Source organism: Marinobacter sp. SS5-14b, assembly GCF_030541005.1.
GTDB lineage: Bacteria > Pseudomonadota > Gammaproteobacteria > Pseudomonadales > Oleiphilaceae > Marinobacter.
The window spans coordinates 653,705-671,934 of sequence record NZ_JASSVM010000002.1 but is presented as its reverse complement, the minus strand read 5'-3'; the positions used below and the strand labels follow the sequence as shown (position 1 = coordinate 671,934).

The 18,230-nt window shown below is 59.7% G+C and carries 14 protein-coding genes and 1 pseudogene; 7 read left to right on the top strand and 8 right to left on the bottom strand.

Annotation, left to right across the window (positions count from 1 at the left end; translation table 11 throughout):
* From xerC to QPL95_RS07020, 6 genes and pseudogenes are all read right to left on the bottom strand, one after another.
* The gene (xerC, locus tag QPL95_RS07045) at positions 1-945 is read right to left on the bottom strand and encodes a tyrosine recombinase XerC (RefSeq protein WP_303290396.1); all 945 of its coding nucleotides are present in this window, start codon (positions 943-945) and stop codon (positions 1-3) included.
* A 23-nt stretch (positions 946-968) separates the two neighbouring features.
* Positions 969-1,724: a DUF484 family protein gene (locus QPL95_RS07040; RefSeq protein WP_303290279.1), complete on the bottom strand. Its 756-nt coding sequence runs from the start codon at positions 1,722-1,724 to the stop codon at positions 969-971.
* A 17-nt stretch (positions 1,725-1,741) separates the two neighbouring features.
* Positions 1,742-2,656 (bottom strand): diaminopimelate epimerase, encoded by a 915-nt coding sequence (dapF, locus tag QPL95_RS07035; RefSeq protein ID WP_303290278.1) that lies wholly within the window; start codon positions 2,654-2,656, stop codon positions 1,742-1,744.
* 14 nt (positions 2,657-2,670) lie between these two features.
* Positions 2,671-3,921 carry a diaminopimelate decarboxylase gene (gene lysA / locus QPL95_RS07030; RefSeq protein ID WP_303290277.1) on the bottom strand — a complete coding sequence of 417 codons (1,251 nt, stop codon included), beginning with the start codon at positions 3,919-3,921 and terminating at the stop codon, positions 2,671-2,673.
* Positions 3,922-4,040: 119 nt separating this feature from the next.
* Positions 4,041-4,121, bottom strand: a pseudogene (locus tag QPL95_RS07025) (lipoprotein); the annotation flags it as partial.
* An 87-nt stretch (positions 4,122-4,208) separates the two neighbouring features.
* Complete coding sequence (locus QPL95_RS07020; protein WP_303290276.1) at positions 4,209-7,058, bottom strand: class I adenylate cyclase; 2,850 nt, start codon at positions 7,056-7,058, stop codon at positions 4,209-4,211.
* A gap of 130 nt (positions 7,059-7,188) precedes the next feature.
* Between QPL95_RS07020 and QPL95_RS07015 the strand changes: the two genes are divergently transcribed.
* Positions 7,189-9,642, top strand: a complete 2,454-nt coding sequence (locus tag QPL95_RS07015; RefSeq protein WP_303290275.1) for an EAL domain-containing protein — start codon at positions 7,189-7,191, stop codon at positions 9,640-9,642.
* A gap of 58 nt (positions 9,643-9,700) precedes the next feature.
* On the opposite strand, the gene argH is transcribed toward QPL95_RS07015, so the two are convergent.
* Positions 9,701-11,110 carry an argininosuccinate lyase gene (argH, locus tag QPL95_RS07010; protein ID WP_303290274.1) on the bottom strand — a complete coding sequence of 470 codons (1,410 nt, stop codon included), beginning with the start codon at positions 11,108-11,110 and terminating at the stop codon, positions 9,701-9,703.
* A 183-nt stretch (positions 11,111-11,293) separates the two neighbouring features.
* On the opposite strand from argH, the gene QPL95_RS07005 reads away from it, so the two are divergent.
* From QPL95_RS07005 to QPL95_RS06980, 6 genes are all read left to right on the top strand, one after another.
* A complete protein-coding gene (locus QPL95_RS07005) occupies positions 11,294-12,283 on the top strand; it encodes a sensor histidine kinase (RefSeq protein ID WP_303290395.1) in 990 nt (329 codons plus the stop codon).
* Positions 12,280-13,035 carry a LytTR family DNA-binding domain-containing protein gene (locus QPL95_RS07000; protein WP_303290273.1) on the top strand — a complete coding sequence of 252 codons (756 nt, stop codon included), beginning with the start codon at positions 12,280-12,282 and terminating at the stop codon, positions 13,033-13,035. Before QPL95_RS07005 ends, QPL95_RS07000 begins: the two co-directional genes overlap by 4 nt.
* A gap of 96 nt (positions 13,036-13,131) precedes the next feature.
* Positions 13,132-14,073 (top strand): hydroxymethylbilane synthase, encoded by a 942-nt coding sequence (hemC, locus tag QPL95_RS06995; protein ID WP_303290272.1) that lies wholly within the window; start codon positions 13,132-13,134, stop codon positions 14,071-14,073.
* Positions 14,054-14,869: a uroporphyrinogen-III synthase gene (locus QPL95_RS06990; RefSeq protein ID WP_303290271.1), complete on the top strand. Its 816-nt coding sequence runs from the start codon at positions 14,054-14,056 to the stop codon at positions 14,867-14,869. The genes hemC and QPL95_RS06990 overlap by 20 nt, the downstream gene beginning before the upstream one ends.
* A 10-nt stretch (positions 14,870-14,879) precedes the next feature.
* On the top strand, positions 14,880-15,989 hold the full coding sequence (locus QPL95_RS06985; protein WP_303290270.1) for a uroporphyrinogen-III C-methyltransferase: 1,110 nt from the start codon (positions 14,880-14,882) through the stop codon (positions 15,987-15,989).
* Positions 15,986-17,227, top strand: a complete 1,242-nt coding sequence (locus tag QPL95_RS06980; protein ID WP_303290269.1) for a heme biosynthesis HemY N-terminal domain-containing protein — start codon at positions 15,986-15,988, stop codon at positions 17,225-17,227. The genes QPL95_RS06985 and QPL95_RS06980 overlap by 4 nt, the downstream gene beginning before the upstream one ends.
* A 4-nt stretch (positions 17,228-17,231) precedes the next feature.
* Here QPL95_RS06980 and QPL95_RS06975 read toward each other — a convergent pair whose 3' ends face one another.
* Positions 17,232-18,224, bottom strand: a complete 993-nt coding sequence (locus tag QPL95_RS06975) for a 2Fe-2S iron-sulfur cluster-binding protein (RefSeq protein WP_303290268.1) — start codon at positions 18,222-18,224, stop codon at positions 17,232-17,234.
* Between the last annotated feature and the right edge of the window lie 6 nt (positions 18,225-18,230).

Here is an 18,230-nt window from a genome sequence, read left to right as displayed (position 1 = left end):
TCAGTGGCCGGCAGGATCACTGAATTTATCCGATGAACCGGCAGGTGATCGCCGACGGGCCCGGGGATGGCTCTGGTCATAAACCCGGGCAAGATGTTGAAAGTCAAGATGAGTATAGACCTGAGTCGTCGCGATGTCCGCATGGCCCAGCAGTTCCTGAACGGCCCGCAAGTCACCACTGGATTCCAGCATATGACTGGCAAATGAATGGCGTAGCATATGCGGGTTCAGGCGCTGGTCTGCACCCTGCACGACCCCCCATCGAGCCAGGCGGGCCTGGATACTGCGGCGGCTCAGACGGCTCCCACGCTGACTGAGAAAAACCGCGGGTTCACCTTCGCCCGCAAACGCCTTCCGGCACGCCAGCCAGCGACCGAGGGCGGCAGCGGCCTTACCGCCCACAGGCAGGATTCTCTCCTTATTACCTTTACCCAGCACGCGAACCTCATGGCCTGACAGATCCAGGGCGGTCAGATTGAGGCCCGCCAGCTCCGACAGCCGAAGGCCAGACGAATACATCAGCTCAAACATCGCCAGGTCCCGTATTTCCAGAGGGTCATCCGGGTTAACGTCAAGCAGGTGATTGAGCTGATCCACGTCGGCGACCTTGGGCAGGCGGCGACCGCTTTTCGGGGCACGGATATCGAGAGCAGGATTGTCTTTTACCAGGCCCTCCCTGAGCAGGTACTGGTAAAAACGACGAATAGCGGACAGGTGCCTTGCGATACTCCGGCCGCCAAGGCCGTCTTTGCTGAGCCGGGCCACGTAGCGGCGCACTTCATGACTGGTCAGGTTGCCCCAGCGCTCCGTGCCGCTCTCAACAAGCCAGACCGCCAGGCGCTGGAGGTCACGCAGATAATGCTCGCAGGTGCGAGGGGAATGGCGCTTTTCTGACTCCAGATGGCTGGCAAAATCGGCCAGCGAGCCAGACAGCGATTGCGGCAGATTGTCTGAGGACTCCGCCACGGTCACCCCTGACCGCTCTCCACGGTCAGATCTGACACGGTCGCGGCTTCAGTGCCGTGGCGCTTAAGCACGGGCGGCAACAAGCGGCTCAGCGTGTCGCTGATGTAACTCAGAAACAGCGAGCCCATGCTCTGATCGAAGTATCCCTGTTTGCAACTCCCCACCGCAAACACCCCGACCAGCCCCTCATGACGAAGGGGCATCAGCGCCACCGAGGCAATGGGTTCGTCCCGGTTGGGAAACAGAAAAGCGCGTTCGCTTTCACCGAAGTGGCCGCACACGGCACGGTCGCCCTCCAGTAACGAGCCCAGTCGTTCCCGAGCCTGCTTTTCATCGACGATGTGCAACGCACCCTGTGACTGGCCGGCCTTATCGGCGTCACTGAATAACAGAACCGAGGCAGCATCGAGGCCAAAATCACCACGAATGCTGTCATCAATAGCCGAGGCCATATCGGTCAGGTTTCTGGCCTCGATCACCTGCATAAGCAAGCGTTTGCTCTTCTCGAACAAGCGATCGTTGTGACGGGCGATGGACACCAGCTCAACCAGCTCACTGCGCAGTGTGTCCCGCTGCTCGCGAAACAAATGCACCTGACGTTCCACCAGGGAAATGGCCCGACCGCTGTCGTGGGGCAACGTCAGGCTTCGAAGCAGTTCGTCCTGCTCAACGAAAAAATCAGGATTGGCGCGCAAATAGTCGGCAACCTGTTCCCGGGTGAGTTCGCCGGCCTTCTGGCGGGCCGTTTGTTCTGTCATGGAGTTCTCCTGAACCGTCAGGGCCTGGTTTTATGGGTTCTCGGGCTTCGTCTGCGGCGGGGCGGAACCTCGCCCGGCAGCCGCAACTGGCCTTCAAATACGGTGGACGCAGGGCCCTCCATCATAACAGGGGTACCCTCCCCCTGCCATTCGATCACCAGCGGGCCTCCTCGCAGCTCAACGTTTACCCGTGCATCCAGCAAACCCCGAAGCCTGCCGGCAACCACGGCGGCGCAAGCGCCACTGCCACAGGCCAGTGTTTCACCGGAGCCTCGCTCAAACACCCGCAAGCGGGCGTGGGTGCGATCGATGATCTGCAGAAAACCAATGTTGGCCCGGGCCGGAAAGCGCGGATGCTTTTCCAGCAATGGCCCCAGCGACTCCACCGGGGCTGTGTCGATATCAGACACCACCAGGACACCGTGGGGATTGCCCATCGACACGGCAGAGAGTTCGACGCTCTGGCCATCCACATCGACGGTGTAGACTGTTTTCTGGCTATCGGCAGCAAACGGAATCGCGGGCGGATTCAGCTCCGGCACACCCATGTTGACCAGAACCAGGCCGTCTTTGCCGATCTTAAGCTCTATCACGCCTTTGGCCGTCTGAACCCGGATCACCCGCTTGTTGGTCAGACGCTGATCCCGAACAAACCGGGCAAAACAACGCGCACCGTTGCCGCACTGCTCCACTTCCGAACCATCGGCGTTGAAGATGCGGTAACGGAAATCCACGTCCGGCAGGCCCGGAGGCTCGACCACCAGCAGCTGGTCAAAGCCGATGCCAAAATTCCGGTCCGCCAGTTCCCGGATCATCTCCGGGCGCAGGCGAAACTGCTGGCTGATTGCATCAACCACCATGAAGTCATTGCCCAGCCCGTGCATTTTGGTGAACCGGAGCAGCGGGCCCTGCCCCCGTCTTTGCTGAGTCATGTCAGGCTCCCCGTTCATTCCGGCAGGCAACTTTCCGGCGCCAGCTGGTCTTCCAGAGTTTCCCGGCGGCGAACCACATGCACCTGATCGCCATCAACCATCAACTCGGGCGGGCGGTTACGGGTATTGTAATTGGAGGCCATCACGAAGCCGTAGGCGCCCGCCGAACGAACCGCCAGCAGATCACCGGGCTGCAGCCTGAGGTTTCGGTCTTTACCCAGGAAATCGCCGGTTTCGCAGACCGGCCCCACCAGATCCCAGGCTTTTTCCTCACCGTCCTTATGGGGGCGGACCGGAATAATGGCCTGCCAGGCACTGTAGAGCGCAGGGCGGATCAAATCATTCATGGCGGCATCAATAATCGCGAAGTTTCGGTGCTCAGTACACTTCAGGAATTCCACACGGGTGACCAGAATACCTGCGTTGGCCGCAATGGAGCGGCCCGGCTCCAGAATCAGTTCAAGCGTCCGGTCGCCCATTCTTTCGTCGACGGCTTTCACGTAGTCGGCTGGCTGAGGCGGCTGCTCCTGGTTATACGTCACGCCAAGACCTCCCCCCATATCCAGATGGCGGATATTAATACCCTGCTCCGACAGCGCATCAATCAGTGCCAGCACCCTGTCGAGCGCGTCAAGAAATGGCGACACTGTGGTCAACTGGGAGCCAATGTGACAATCCACACCATGGACATCCAGGTTGGGAAGACTCGCAGCGCGGGCATAGACCCGGGGCGCATCGGCGATATCGATACCGAACTTGTTCTCCTTCAGGCCCGTTGAAATGTAGGGGTGTGTGCCGGCATCAACATCCGGATTCACCCTCAGAGACACCGGCGCCTTCACGCCCAGCTCTCCGGCCACCTGGTTCAAACGGTCCAGCTCGGTGTCGGATTCAACATTAAAGCAGCGCACACCGGCTTGCAGTGCCTGCTTCATTTCCCATTCCTGCTTACCAACACCGGAAAACACCACCTTGCCGGCGTCGCCACCGGCCCGCAGCACTCGCTCCAACTCACCGGCAGACACGATATCAAAGCCAGCGCCCAATCGGGCCAGCACATTCAAAACCGCGAGATTGCTGTTGGCTTTGACCGCATAGCACACCAGGTGCGGGCGCCCGCTGAGGGCATCGTCATAGGCACGATAATGGCGCTCCAGGGTAGCGCGGGAATAGACGTAAGCCGGCGTGCCAAAGCGCTCCGCAATATCGGCGACGGGTACATCCTCGGCGTAAAGCTCGCCATGACGGTAATTGAAATGATCCATGCTGTTCCTGAACTCTTTGGGCAGGGTAAAAGTGGTACTCAGGGCTCTGGCTGCTCGCTCTGCCCGCGGTCATCGCTGGCTGGCTGAGCCTCCTGGAGCACTTCCGGCGGCAATTCCCGGTATAACGGCCCTTTCTGGCCGCAACCGGCAACAGCGAGCACAGCCAACAGCAAAAGTGCGGCAACGCCCGGGCGACGCATCTGTACAGCCTGCATACCCTTACCCCTGTGTGAATAATGCCCGAAGTATACCCGACACCCGCCCCGCATCGCGAGGAACGCATGCGCTCAGAGCAGATGTCGGTTCAGAGCGTCTTCGAGCAGACTACGGTAGTGCAGGTACTGACTGGTCTGGATGTCGCGCTGATACCCTTGCGAAGCCATATCGTGGGGCAAATGCAGGTCGGTCAGGTAGACCGGATAGGGCTCGTTACTTCGGCGCAGCGAGCGAATGTAGTGGGCAACTGCCGGAATCAGGCGGTCGCCGTACTCCTGGGCGGTAAATTCCTGGTCGTCACAATACAGGTCGAATCGTAAATTATTCTCGCCTTCCTGCACGCCTACGGCCTGAACCTCCAGCCCGGAAGCCGGCAAGCTGGCCGCGTAGGACGGTCGGGCTTCAGCCTGCCAGCGGCCATCGCGGCAAATCATTTCATAGCACCGGATTCCGCCCAGCGCATGCTGGTTGTCGGCCTGGCGCAACTGCCTGCGCTCCACCAGGTTATCCAGGAAACGCAGCAGCGGGCCCAACAAGTGGCGACGATTTTCCGCCTGCTGGGTTTGCGTCCAGATACTGCCCTGTTCATCCACCACCCAGAGCTGGCCTTCCGAGCCATTATGCTGCCAAAACACCTGTATGCTCCCCGCCTCGGATGCCGCGCATACGGCCCTCAGCGCCGGCCGGTCCTGCAGAGCGTAACGATCTGGCACGACGGGCAGGTAGTGTTCCTGAGGCTGCAAAAGGGCATCCATCAGTGCCTCGTGGCTTTCGAGTGCCAGAAACCCCGGCTCCCGGCCCGAAAACTGCAGCAGAAAGTACCGGTGGTCCATCTCGATAACGTAACGTAGCGGATGCGGCCCCGCCCCGCCCGCAAAGAACTGCCTCAGCACATCGGCAAACAATTCGCTGACCCTGCGAGCTATGGCATTTCCGTGCCCCCGGCTGGGCGCCCACACCCGAATCGCCGGCAACTCTGCAGGGCTCATGGCCACCTGGGCCAGCACATTCTTCAGACACTGAATCAGCGTGTCGCCGGCCGCGTAATGTTGCAGGCTGACTTCGTGCCAGCTGTTCAAGGTGATCTGGTCCAGCGTCATCACCAGATTATCCCGGCCGCCACTGAACCCCAGGGAATCGTTTCGGGCACTTAGTTTGTGCAGTCCGCGCTCGGTCAGGTGCTCCTGAGGGTCTACGCCCACGTTGACCAGCAACAGGCTCGCCAGGGGGCGCACACCTCTGGCGAGCGCTTCCCGGTGTGCGGGTGCTATGGGAAATGGCAACGCCTCTGCCAGCACGCCCAACACTTCCCGTAGCTCCGAAACCGTTGCCGCGCTGGTTCCGGCCCGGACATTCAGCCGCGTGGTCCGGTTAAGCAGCCCATTGCTGTAGCTCCAGACCAGCAACTCAGCAAGGTTACCCGCGCGCCGGATGACCGGCTGCCAGAACGCATCGGAAGGGTCCTCAAGGTCACGATACAGCAGCCAGCCATTGCCCTCACCGCCTTGCTCGGATTGATGATGGAACGACAAGTTCTCTTCCGCCAGCGAAGGCACCAGCCCGGGATTGATGAGCTCTACTTTTCCGGCCTTGCGCTGGAACGCGGCATACAGCTTGCGGCCCAGAAGATTGATATCATTTGGGCTGATCGCGGCGTCTGTGCCCTGTTCCCGCGCCATCCGGGACAACAGCCGGTAACTGTGGGTCAACTCCGCCACAATGTGCCTGCGCAGTCCGGTGACGTCTTCTGCCCTCCAGCGCTGACGGTCATCCATGGCCTGCACTTCACCGTCGGTCCAGCCCCAATGGCGCACCAGGCTCAGCAGCAAATTGATTCGCCACTGGTCGCCGGCCGGCCCCACTCTGGACAAGGGCAAACCGGACTTCAGATACAGGCTCCGGCGCACCAGTTCCAAGCGTTCCGGTGACTCCTGGGCCAGAAGCCAACGCTCCAGACGTCGGTAAAGCATGATGTAAGGGTCCAGGTCATCAGCGTCTATCCGGCCCTCATACACCGCGCGTTTGAACGCCGCCGATAGCAAAGGCTCACCTTCGGCGGTGGCGTAACACTCAATAAGCAGGAGTTTGAGGATAGATTTCCAGGGGGCGTCGATCCCCTTGTACAGCTGCCAGATACCGGCGCCAGGAAACTCCTCAGCGGGAATGTTTGGTACTGCTCCGAAATCGATGTAGTCACTGGCTTTAATGAACCGGCACTCGATCAACCTGCGCCGGCACTGTTCGTAGTCCACCTCAAACTCGGCCGGGATCAGCCACCACAAAGGGTACTGGCCCGCCAGATGAATGCTGGTGCGGTAGAACTCATCCAGCAGAAGAAAATGCTGGGCACTGCCGCAGTTCTCACCGGCAACCTCAGCCCGCTGCCGGCCCTGGCGCCAGTCGGCGGCAGAGAACACAAATACATGCAGCTCCACCCCCAGGCCCGCGGCCCATTCCGTGAGCTTTTCTGCCTTGCGCTCCAGGCAGCGAATACCGTGCCCGGAAAGATCCTCCCGATGGCATAGCCATACATCCAGATCGCTGGCGACTGAGTGTCCGAGAGTGCCGGGGCTGCCCATCAGAAACAGGCTGTCCAGATCCGGCTTTCTGATGCCTTTATCCCGATCACTGAAACTGCGGGCAAACCGTCTGGCAGCACTGAGCTCACGGCTTGACGGGGTATAGTTGCTCAAACCCTGGGGACAGTCGCCGTCCAGGTACCCGGGCAGCGCCGGATGATTGCGATGAAAAACCATCGGCAACAGTTCCAGTACAATCTGTTGCCGGTACGTCAGCGCCGAACAGGCTCGCTCCCAGCGCTGCCGGTTCACCGACAGAAACCGGTCCCGCAGCCGCCGCAGGGTTTTGCGATCAATGCCATCCTCAAAGTCGAGAACAATAGGCAGTGCTTGAACGGTCAAGGGAGCTCCGGCAAGAGGTTATTTTCGGACTGATAGTCAGTATGATGGACGAATCGTGGCAAAACCGGCAAACAAATAAAAGAACGACCGGTTTCCGGATGTCTCCGGAACCGAAAGATCCCGATGAGGCATGTGCGCTGTGAAAGAATTCCTGATTGAACGCTATCGACCCGATCCTGCAGGCCCGCCGATCCACGCAACCCAGCTTCGGGTCGACGACGACGGCCGGATCATTCAGGCTGACCGCCATGCTGAGGCCATGTTCGGCTATGATTCCGGTGAGCTTGTTGAACTGTCTGTTCAACGCATTCTGGCCTCCCGGCAGGATGACCCGTTTGCCCCTGCTCACAGACACCTGCTTGATGACGGGCAAACGGTACTGGTGACCTTCCGGCACAAGGACGGCTTTTTCTTTACGGCCACGCTTGGCCTTCGCCTTGAAACCCGCGACGCGGATCACGCCGCCAGTGCCTCAATCGTCCTCAAAGACAGCGCCGACATGGATGATCGCCTGCTCAGGCTCGCCGAGCAGGGTGCCGGCTTCGGTCTTTGGGAGCTGGACATTCCATCCAACGAGCTTTCCTGGTCAGAAGGCATGTACCGCCTTCTGGAACTTCGGCCCGGCACTGAACTTTCTCCCGAGCAGGCCTTGTTTTATTGCCAGGTAAGCCAGAACCGCGTGCGCGCCCTGTTCCGCCGATGCATACGAAGCGGGCAGCCCTTCAGCATGGTATTACCGGTAATGACCAGCCGACAGCGCATGTTGCGCGTTACCCTCGCGGGGCGAGCCCTTAAAAGCGGCGGCCGGGTGCAGAAGCTCGGCGGCGTAATGATCAACCACAGCGAGGCCATGCGTCATGATCTGCAGAAACAACAGGCCCAGCGGTTACTTGAAGCTACAGCAACCGCTACCCCCGACCTGATGGTTGCGGTCGACACCCACTTCAACCTTCTGCACTTCAACTCGCCCTGGGCACAACAATTCAAAACGGCATTCAACCTTGAGCCTCAGCCCGGCGACAACCTGAAATCACTGCTCAGCGACTTTCCGAACGAGCGCCGCCTGATCGAGCGTTTGTGGCAACGGGCGTTTGACCGCGACCATTTCGTTGCCGAAATGCCGCTGAATCGTCAGGGCGAAGGATTTCCGGTCTTCGAGTTTCACTTCCAAAGTATTCGGGGCACCCAGAATGAGGTGGTAGGGGCGGTCCACATAGCACGGGACATCACCAGTCGTGTGCAGCAAAGCAGCAGCGGCGACTACCGCATGCGCCATGATCCGGTCACCGGCCTGATGAACCGCCGCTCGTTCATCGAGCACCTTGAGCGTGCCATGAGCCACAAGCGCAAGCGACAGACAACGGATGGCCTGCTGTTTCTGGACCTGGACAGTTTTGAGCAGTTCAACGACATCGCTGGCAGTGGCACCTGCGACCGGTATTTACGCGAGTTGGCCGGCATGCTTGGCCTTCGCGTTCGACAACGGGACGCGCTGGCGCGACTGGCGGGCGACACCTTTGCGCTGTTTATTGAAAACTGCCCGGAATCCCGCGCCCGCAAGATTGCCGACGACGTGCGGGAGCAGATCAGCCAGTTCCAGTTCGAGTGGCAAGGTCAATTACTTCAAACCACCGTCAGTGGGGGATTGCTGGTCATGGGCAACGGCACCCCGGAGCAGCCAGAACTGTTGCTGACTCAGGCTGCCGACCTCTGCCATACGGCAAAAACCTCTGGCCGAAACCGCATTCACACCGCGCATGCTCTGCCCCCCGAACAGAACAAGGAGGCCGGGAGCGACTGGCAGCTCAAGCAACTGCGCGAGGCTCTGGATGAAGGTTCCCTGATTCTGGCATATCAGGCGCTCAAACCCGTTGCCAGTGTTACCTGGGGCGATCATATCGAAATTCTGTGCCGCATCCCCGCAGGCCCGAACCACGCCCCCCTGAAGCCAGACCATTTCCTGCCCGTTGCCGAGCGCTTCGACCTGGCAAAAAAACTCGACCGCCAGGTGATTCGCCAGACCATAGAATGGCTTGGCCAGCACCGCTTGCTGGAGCCCCGGCTTAAATACTGCGGTTTTAACCTGTCCCTTGCGACAGTACTGGACGACACTTTTGCTGATTTTATGGAGCAGATGATCGCCCAGTCACCTTTTCAGGCTCGTTGTTTTTGTCTGGAGATCCGGGAGTCCCATGCCACTCAGTACCCGGATGAAGTCGCCGTGCTGTGCGACGCCCTGCATCAGGTCGGATGTCGGGTTGCTCTGGAAGGTGCGGGAGCCTCGGTTGAAAGCTATAGCCTGGCGGCCAACCTGCCGGTGGACATTATCAAACTGGACCGGCGCATCATGAACCACCTGGAAGATGACCCCGTGCAACAGATCATGGTGGACGCACTGCACCGGATTGCGGAAGCGGCAGGTAAGGAAACCGTCGCCACGTTTATCGAAAGCGACAAAACGCTGCAAAAAGTCCGTACGCTGGGCATTCACTTCGGACAAGGTTATCGACTGGCGGAGCCCAGGCCACTGGAGTCACTGGCACCCGCAGCGGTGGAACTGAGCACCGGCCGCATTGGCGGCTGAAAAACCCGGCGGGGGGGGGGTGTAGGCACCCCAACGCCGGGCTCCGGCGGCTTGCTCGTTACTTAAGTGCCGCCCGCGCGCGAGCGACTGCAGCCCGAACCTGAGCCGGCGCGGTGCCACCCAGGTGATCACGGGCCTGCACCGAGCCTTCCAGCGTCAGCACGTCAAACACATCGTCCGCAATCACGTCCGAAAACTGCTGCAGCTCTGCCAGCGTCATTTCCGACAGATCGCGGCTTTCGGCAACACCAAAGGCCACGGACTTACCGACGATTTCATGGGCATCGCGGAACGGCACGCCCTTCTTCACCAGGTAATCCGCCAGGTCCGTCGCCGTGGAGAAGCCGCGCTTGGCCGCTACTCGCATGTTGTCGGCTTTCGCCCGGATCGCCGGAATCATGTCCGCGTAGGCTTTCAGGCAGCCTTTAATGGTGTCAACGGTGTCGAACAGCGGCTCTTTGTCTTCCTGGTTGTCCTTGTTGTAGGCCAGCGGCTGGCTTTTCATCAGGGTCAGCAGGCTGATCAGATGGCCGTTTACCCGGCCGGTCTTGCCGCGCACCAGCTCCGGCACATCCGGGTTTTTCTTCTGGGGCATGATGGACGAACCGGTACAGAAACGATCCGGCAGATCGATGAAATCGAACTGGGCCGAGGTCCACAGCACCAGCTCTTCACTGAAGCGGGACATGTGAGTCATCAGCAGTGCAGCAAAGCTACAGAACTCGATGGCGAAATCCCGATCGCTGACCGAATCCAGGGAGTTTTCAGAGGCGCGCTCGAAGCCCAGCAACTGGGCCGTCAGGTTGCGATCAATCGGGTAGGTCGTGCCGGCCAGTGCTGCGGCACCCAAAGGCATCACGTTCACCCGCTTACGGCAGTCCTGCAGGCGATCGGCATCGCGTACCAGCATTTCGTACCAGGCCAGCAGATGATGACCAAAGGTCACCGGCTGGGCGGTCTGCAAATGAGTGAAGCCAGGCATAATGGTGTCGGCTTCACGCTCGGCGAGGTCCAGCAAACCGGATTGCAGCCGCTTCAGCTCTTCAGCGATGACATCGATTTCGTCGCGCAGGTACAGGCGGATATCGGTCGCAACCTGGTCGTTCCGGCTACGGCCGGTGTGCAGCTTCTTGCCGGTAATACCGATGCGGTCGGTCAGCCGGGCTTCGATGTTCATGTGCACGTCTTCCAGACTGACGGACCACTCGAACCGACCGGCTTCGATGTCTTCTTTAACGCCCTTCAGGCCGTCGATAATCTGATCGCGCTCGTCATCGGTCAATACACCCACTTTCGCCAGCATGGTGGCGTGGGCAATAGAGCCGGTAATATCATGGTGATACAACCGCTGGTCAAAACCGACCGATGCGGTAAAGCGCTCGACGAAGGCATCGGTGGGCTCGCTGAAACGGCCGCCCCAGGGTTTTTCGGAGGTTGTGGTCTGGTCAGACTTTTTCTGATCCGTCATGGTCTATCTTTCCTGCTGACAGCCCGGCAACATCGTAGCCGGTAATAGGTAAGTGAAAAGTGGCGAGAGTATAGCATTCCGACCCGTGTTAAGGAGACACCCCTGAAACCAGACAAAGGCATCAGCAAACGGGAGACCGCCGGCTTCTATGTACCGGACCTGTGCCGGGTGCGCGCCGTGTTCATGATGCTGATCACCAGCGAACTGCTGGTACTGGTGCTGTCCATTGTTCAGGCCGAAGCCAGCTGGATTGACTGGAACTATTTCGGCCTGCTTTCTCTGTTTGTCCAGTGGACCACCCTCACCAGCGCCGCTCTTATATGCCTGTTGCGACCCTGGTTGGCGCAGCGAAGCGTTGCTCACGCCACGCTCGCCATCATCAGCCTTGTACTGCTGGATGTGCTGGCATTCAGCCTGTTCGCCGACAGCGTTCTGCACTCTCAACCCGGCATAACGCTTTGGCAAAATGTTGCAAAAAAGCTATTACTGGCATTGCTGATAACGCTCATGGTGCTTCGTTATTTCTACCTTCAACACCAATGGCAGCAACAAAGAGAAGCCGAGATGCAGGCAAGACTGACCTCACTACAAGCCAGAATTCAGCCGCACTTCCTGTTTAACAGCATGAACACCATTGCCAGCCTGATCGCAACCAATCCGGATCAGGCAGAAGACGCGGTACTGGATCTGTCCGAACTGTTTCGCGCCAGCCTTCGCACCGATGATCAGCTGGTCCCCCTCAAACGGGAGCTGGACCTGTGCCAGCGTTATCTGGCCATAGAAGCGCTGCGCCTCGGCGACCGCCTTGCTCTGCAATGGGAGATACAGCCAGGGCTGGAGCAACAGGCTATCCCACCGCTGACCCTGCAACCGCTGGTGGAAAATGCCATCTACCACGGCATTCAGCCAAGGCCTGCCGGCGGCACCGTGCGCATAGAAGCCTATGCCAAAGCGAATTTTGTCTACCTGGTGGTGCAGAACCCGAAACCGGAGACGATTGAGCGGCAACACCAGGGCAATCAGATTGCCCTGGCCAACACCCGGGCCAGACTGGTGGCGCTGTTCGGCGAGCCGGCCGTTCTGAAACAAAGCCAGCACAACGACATTTACACCGTAACGCTCCGTCTGCCGCGCAGAACCGTCAACCACCTCAGCCATCAGAAAACACCATGAGCAAAGATCCCCAACGCATCCTGATCGCCGACGACGAACCTTTGGCCCGGCAACGAATCCAGCGATTGCTGGAAACCTTGCCTGGTTACCGGGTGTGCGGCGAAGCCTCTGACGGCAACGACACTCTGCAGAAGGTCGCTGCACTGGAACCGGACATTGTGTTACTGGATATCCGTATGCCGGGTATGGACGGCATGGAAGCGGCAGAAAAACTGAGCCAACTGCACAACCCTCCGGCGGTCATTTTCTGCACCGCTTACGATCACTACGCCATCCAGGCGTTTGATGTCCGGGCTATTGCCTACCTGCTCAAGCCAGTGCGCCGGGAAGCCCTGGCCGACGCACTGGCGCGGGCGGGCAAGATCAACAGGGTGCAGCTTCAGGCACTGACCCGCGAACCCGACAGCAGTACCGGGCAACTGGCCGTGCGCACCCACCGTGGCACAGAACTCATCGAGCTGGCCGACATTCATTACTGCGAAGCCGACCAGAAGTACGTCACCCTTCACCACACCCGCGGTGAAACCGTGTGCGACTACACCCTCAAGGAGCTGGAGCAGGCCTACCCGGAACACTTGCTGCGCATTCACCGGCACACCCTGGTAGGCGCCCGGTTCATTCAGGCGCTGCGCCGAAACCCGGATGGCCAAAGCGTACTGATACTCAGAGACCTCCCCACGGCCCTTGCGGTCAGCCGCCGACACACCAGTCACGTACGCGAATGGCTTCAGGAGCACCAGCCCTCCCCCTGACGGGGTACATAAGGGGTACAAAACCCTCTCCCACGGGACTTTTTTGCCATCACGAGGTAACCTTGGGGCACATTTTTCCGAACGACAGTGAGTGCCATGTCCAAACGTATCCTTCGCATCGCAACCCGCAGCAGCGCCCTGGCATTGTGGCAGGCAGAATTCATCAAATCGGAGCTGGAAAGGCTTCATAGCCACGTCAGCGTTGAGCTGATCAAAATCAAAACCCAGGGTGACAAGATACTGGATGTCCCTCTCGCCAAGATTGGCGGCAAAGGGCTGTTCGTCAAAGAGCTGGAAGAGGCCATGCTGGATGGCCGCGCAGACCTCGCCGTACACTCAATGAAAGACGTGCCGATGGAATTTCCCGAAGGCCTGGGCCTGGTCGCCATCTGCGAGCGGGAAGACCCCACCGATGCCTTCGTCAGCAATCAGTACGACAACCTGGAGCACCTGCCTCAGGGCGCGGTCGTTGGCACCTCGAGCCTTCGTCGCGAAACCCAGCTCCGGGCCAATCGTCCGGATCTCGAAATCAAGATGCTGCGCGGCAATGTAAATACCCGCCTGGCCAAACTGGACGCCGGCGAGTACGACGCCATTGTCCTCGCCAGCTCCGGCCTCAAACGCCTGGGCTTCCACGACCGCATCCGTTACTGCATGCCAGACACTGTATCGCTCCCCGCCGTCGGTCAGGGAGCACTTGGCATTGAATGCCGGCTGGAAGACAGCGAACTGCTGAAGCTGCTGGAACCCCTGAATCACACAGACACCGCTGACCGGGTCAAGGCAGAGCGCGCGCTGAACCGCCGCCTGGAAGGAGGCTGTCAGGTGCCTATTGCCGCATACGCATTGCTGGAAGAAGACAACACCGTATGGCTTCGCGGCCTGGTAGGGGCGGTTGATGGCACACAGATCTTCCGTGTCGAAGGTCGCGCACCCAGAGCCGAAGGCGAACGCCTCGGCCGTGAGTTAGCCGAGCAGTTGTTGGCCATGGGCGCCGACAAGGTACTGGCTGAAGTTTATGGCCACACGCCAACCTGATCCTCAACACACCCGGGCAGGCCTCGAGGGTCGTCGAATTCTGATTTGCCGGCCAGAGCCGGAAGCGTCTCGCCTTGCCGAGGCGTTCCGGACGGCCGGTGCAGAATGTCGGCTCATGCCTCTGGTTGCCAGGGAGCCACTTCCGGAAACCCCTGAGCGACGCACCCTGCTGCAGGAGCTGGACAACTTTCACCACATTATAGCGGTCAGCCCTTTTGCTGCTCGCCTGCTGCTCGATGAGGTGGACCACTGGTGGCCACAGGTACCGATGGGTATCCAGTGGTACGGCGTCGGTTCCGGCACGGCGGCGGTGTTTTTCAGCCACGGGCTCAGACCGCAACAGCCAGAGCAGGGCTGGACCAGCGAAGCACTGCTGGCGCTGCCGTCACTGCAAAACCTGGCAGGCGAGAAAGTTCTGCTGGCCAGAGGTGAGCATGGCCGTGAGCTTATACGCCAGACCCTGGAGCACAGGGGGGCCAAAGTCACCGCTCTGCCCCTGTACCGGCGCATCCAGCCGTACTATCCTCCAGAGCAGGTGCAGGAGATTTTCGACGGCTTTCAGCCTGAAGTGATCATTGCGCTTTCGGGCGAAACCCTGAACAATCTGAATGAAGCAGCGCCCGAATACCGTCAGAATCGGTGCAGCGCGCTCGTGGTCGTCCCGGCAGAACGCGTTGCAGAACAAGCCCGGGCTAACGGCTACCGGAACCTTTTTGTTCCCGATGGCCTGGACGACAAGAGCCTGGTCGCCAGTGTGACTTCAAGGTTGTCGTCCGAAGCCGGTAACAACGGATAAACCAGTAAGGATGCCCGTGACTGAAACTACAAAACAATTACCCGCCCCGGTTGAGCCAACCCAGGCCCGCAAGCCACGATTGTGGCCAATCTGGCTGGTCACCGTTATTGCGCTGATACTCGTTATCGCACTGGCCTTCTGGAACTGGCAGCAGTGGCACACACAGAAAGCCGGCCTCCAGGCCATTCAGGACCTCAGGGCGGATACGGCCCAGCTAGAGGACCTTTATGGCAGCCGCGGCGGCGAACAGAACCTGCGGCTCCAGGCGCTCGAAAGCAAACTGTCCGAACAGCGCGAGCTGATTGCCACCCAACAACGGCAGATCGATCACAACGCGCGGGCACTGCTTGAGGCCGGCAACCGCACCCGCACAGACTGGCTTCTGGCCGAAGCCGAGTACCTTCTCAGGGTTGGCAACCAGCGGCTGATGATTGAGAAAGACATCCGGGGTGCCCTGTCGGCACTGGAATCTGCCGATGAGGTTCTGGCCGAGTCTGATGACATTGGCGTATACCCGGTCAGGCAACAACTGGCAAAAGAAATACTCTCCCTCCGAAGCATTCAGGGCGTCGACCGCACCGGGCTGTACCTGAAGCTCGAAGCTGCGATTGCAAGCATCAACGAGCTGACCGACCAGGCTCTGGTTCATGATCAGGCACCGGGTTTCGACATGACCGAAAACCCTGCCGCGCCGGAAGATGGCAGCAACAGATTCGTCCGGGGCTGGAATCGATTCCTGGCCACATTGAAAGAAGTGGTTGTCGTGCGCCGCATGGACGAGCCGGTCAAACCGCTGCTGTCACCAGACCAGAGCGCCTGGGCCAGGCTGAACCTGCAATTGATGCTGGAAGAAGCTGAAATGGCCGTGCTCCGTGGCAATCAACCCCTGTATGAGCGGGCGCTGAACAAGGCCCGGACCACTGTCAGCGAATGGTACGACGCCACCAACCCTGCCATTCGGGGGCTTTCCGATACCCTGAGCGATCTTGCGGACAAGAATGTTGATCCAGATCTGCCGGATATCAGTGAATCCCTGAACCTGCTGAAAGAACGCCTGGCGGGCCGCCTGGGGGCTGACAGTGAGCCCTCCGCCAGTGCCAACGGGGGCAGTGACTCATGATTCGCCTGCTGCTGATTATTCTGATCGCGTTGCTGGTTGGCACCGGGCTATCCCTGGGCCTGACCTATGACCTGGGCTATATCCGTATCAGCCTGGGCAACTACCTGATTGAAACCAATTTCTGGGTAGGGCTGGCGCTGATTGTTGTGCTGGTTGCTTTGAGTGTTTTTACCCTCAATACCCTCAGACGCTTCCGCGAGGGCACCGGGCTGGTCGCAAACTGGGTAGCCCGGGGTAACGAGCGACGTGCCCGGCGCCGCACCACGCAGGGGCTGCTGTCACTGGCCGAAGGCAACTGGCCAAGAGCAAGAAAATTATTGTCCAGCTCCGCCGGCCACGCCGACACCCCGCTGATCAACTACCTTGCTGCGGCTCAGGCCGCCTTTGAGGCCGGTGATCACGAGGGAGTCGACGACCTGCTGCGAAAAGCCTACGAGAGCACGCCCGGGTCCAGCCTGGCGGTTGGCCTGACCCAGGCCCAGCTGCAACTGGGAGGTAACCGACTGGAGCAGGCACTGGCGACGCTGCTGAGGCTGCGCAAAGAATCACCGCACCACCCTTTTGTACTGAAACTGCTGAAAAACACCTATCTCAGGCTGGAAGACTGGCGTGAACTGTCCAGACTGATACCGGAACTGCGTAAACGCAGCGTGCTGTCGGAGAAAGAACTGGACGATCTTGAGCGGCAGGTTTGGCACAACCTGCTGGAGCGGGCAGCGGAAGACTGTGAGCGCGAACAAAAGAACCGCCCGGAGGCGTCATTGGAGCCACTGACCCGATTGTGGGACGAGCTGCCACGATTTGTGCGCCGGGACGAATACACTATCCGCGATTACGCGCGTTTACTGGCGCGCCTGGGCGATGAGGCCCAGGCTGAAACCCTGTTGCGGAAGGTGCTGAGAAATCATTGGAGCGATGAGCTGATCAACCTTTACGGCCGGCTGAAGGGCGACCAGCCTGATGAACAGCTGCTGGTTGCAGAACAATGGCTGAAAGAGCGCCCCAACAACCCTGAATTGTTACTGGCTCTGGGGCGCCTGAGCCTGCGAAACGAGCTTTGGGGTAAAGCAAAAGGGTATTTCAAGACCAGCCTGCAGCTCAAGCGCAGCCGGGAAGCCCTGGCCGAGCTGAGCCGGCTGAATGCCCATATGGGCGAAGAAGAAACCAGCATCAAGCTGCTCATGCAGGGCCTGGAAACCGACAACGGCCTGCCTGAACTGCCCATGCCCAAGGCCTGAAAGCTCAGGCCCTTGGGGCGTACTCGAGTACATCCGAGAAAAACGCCCCTTCGGGCAGCCCTTCCGCTAGCAGTGCGTCCATCAGCGTGTACACCATGGCCGGCGAGCCACTGGCGTGAACTTCCGTATTGCGCCAATCCGCCCCGGAGGCCAAGACCGCCCGAACCAACTGATCATGGTGGCCGCCCCAGTCGTTGTCTTCGTCGTCGCCGACTACCGGCACGAAGGTAAAGGCATCCCAGTCTTCGTGCCATTGCTGCGCCAGAGAGCGCAGGTACATATCCTCATGCTTGCGTACGCCCCAGAACAACTTGACCGTATGAGTGAACGTGGTTTCCTTCAGGTATTCCACCAGGCTCTTCATCTGGGCAAAGCCGGTGCCGGCTGCCACCAGCAGCAAGGATTTTTCCGGAGCAGCTGACAGACAAGCCTTGCCATGGGGCAGCTCGACCGTGACATCCTGGCCGGAGGTCAGCGCGTCAATCACTTTCTGTGCCGACACCCAGTCCGGCGACGCCTGTATGTGCAGTTCAATGTTTTCCGCCGCAGGGCTACTGGCAATGGAGAAATAACAGGGATCTGCACCCGGCAAGAGCACCGACAGGTACTGCCCGGCATGAAAGGCGATATCACGGCGCCGGGGCAATGCCAACGCCACCCGGTAAACGTCGTGGCTGATGGAACGAACGTCCACGACTTTGGCCTGAAATTTCCGGGGCTGATATTGTCCTGATGCCATAACGGCAGGTATCTCCAGTTCTAGATCGGTGAGCGCCAGTGTCCGACACATCATCAGGCGCTGACCAACGGGTATAGGTTGCTGATTACGGGTATTCAAAGCCTGACCACTGTTCAGCCGGGCTTCACAGATCTCGCACACGCCATTACGACAGGCGGCAGGCACGCGAATGCCGGCACTCGCGGCAGCAGACAACAGGTCCTCCTTTTCCAACGCCTGAAAGACGATCCCGGAGGGCTGCAGACGAATCCGAGTCAAAACCGT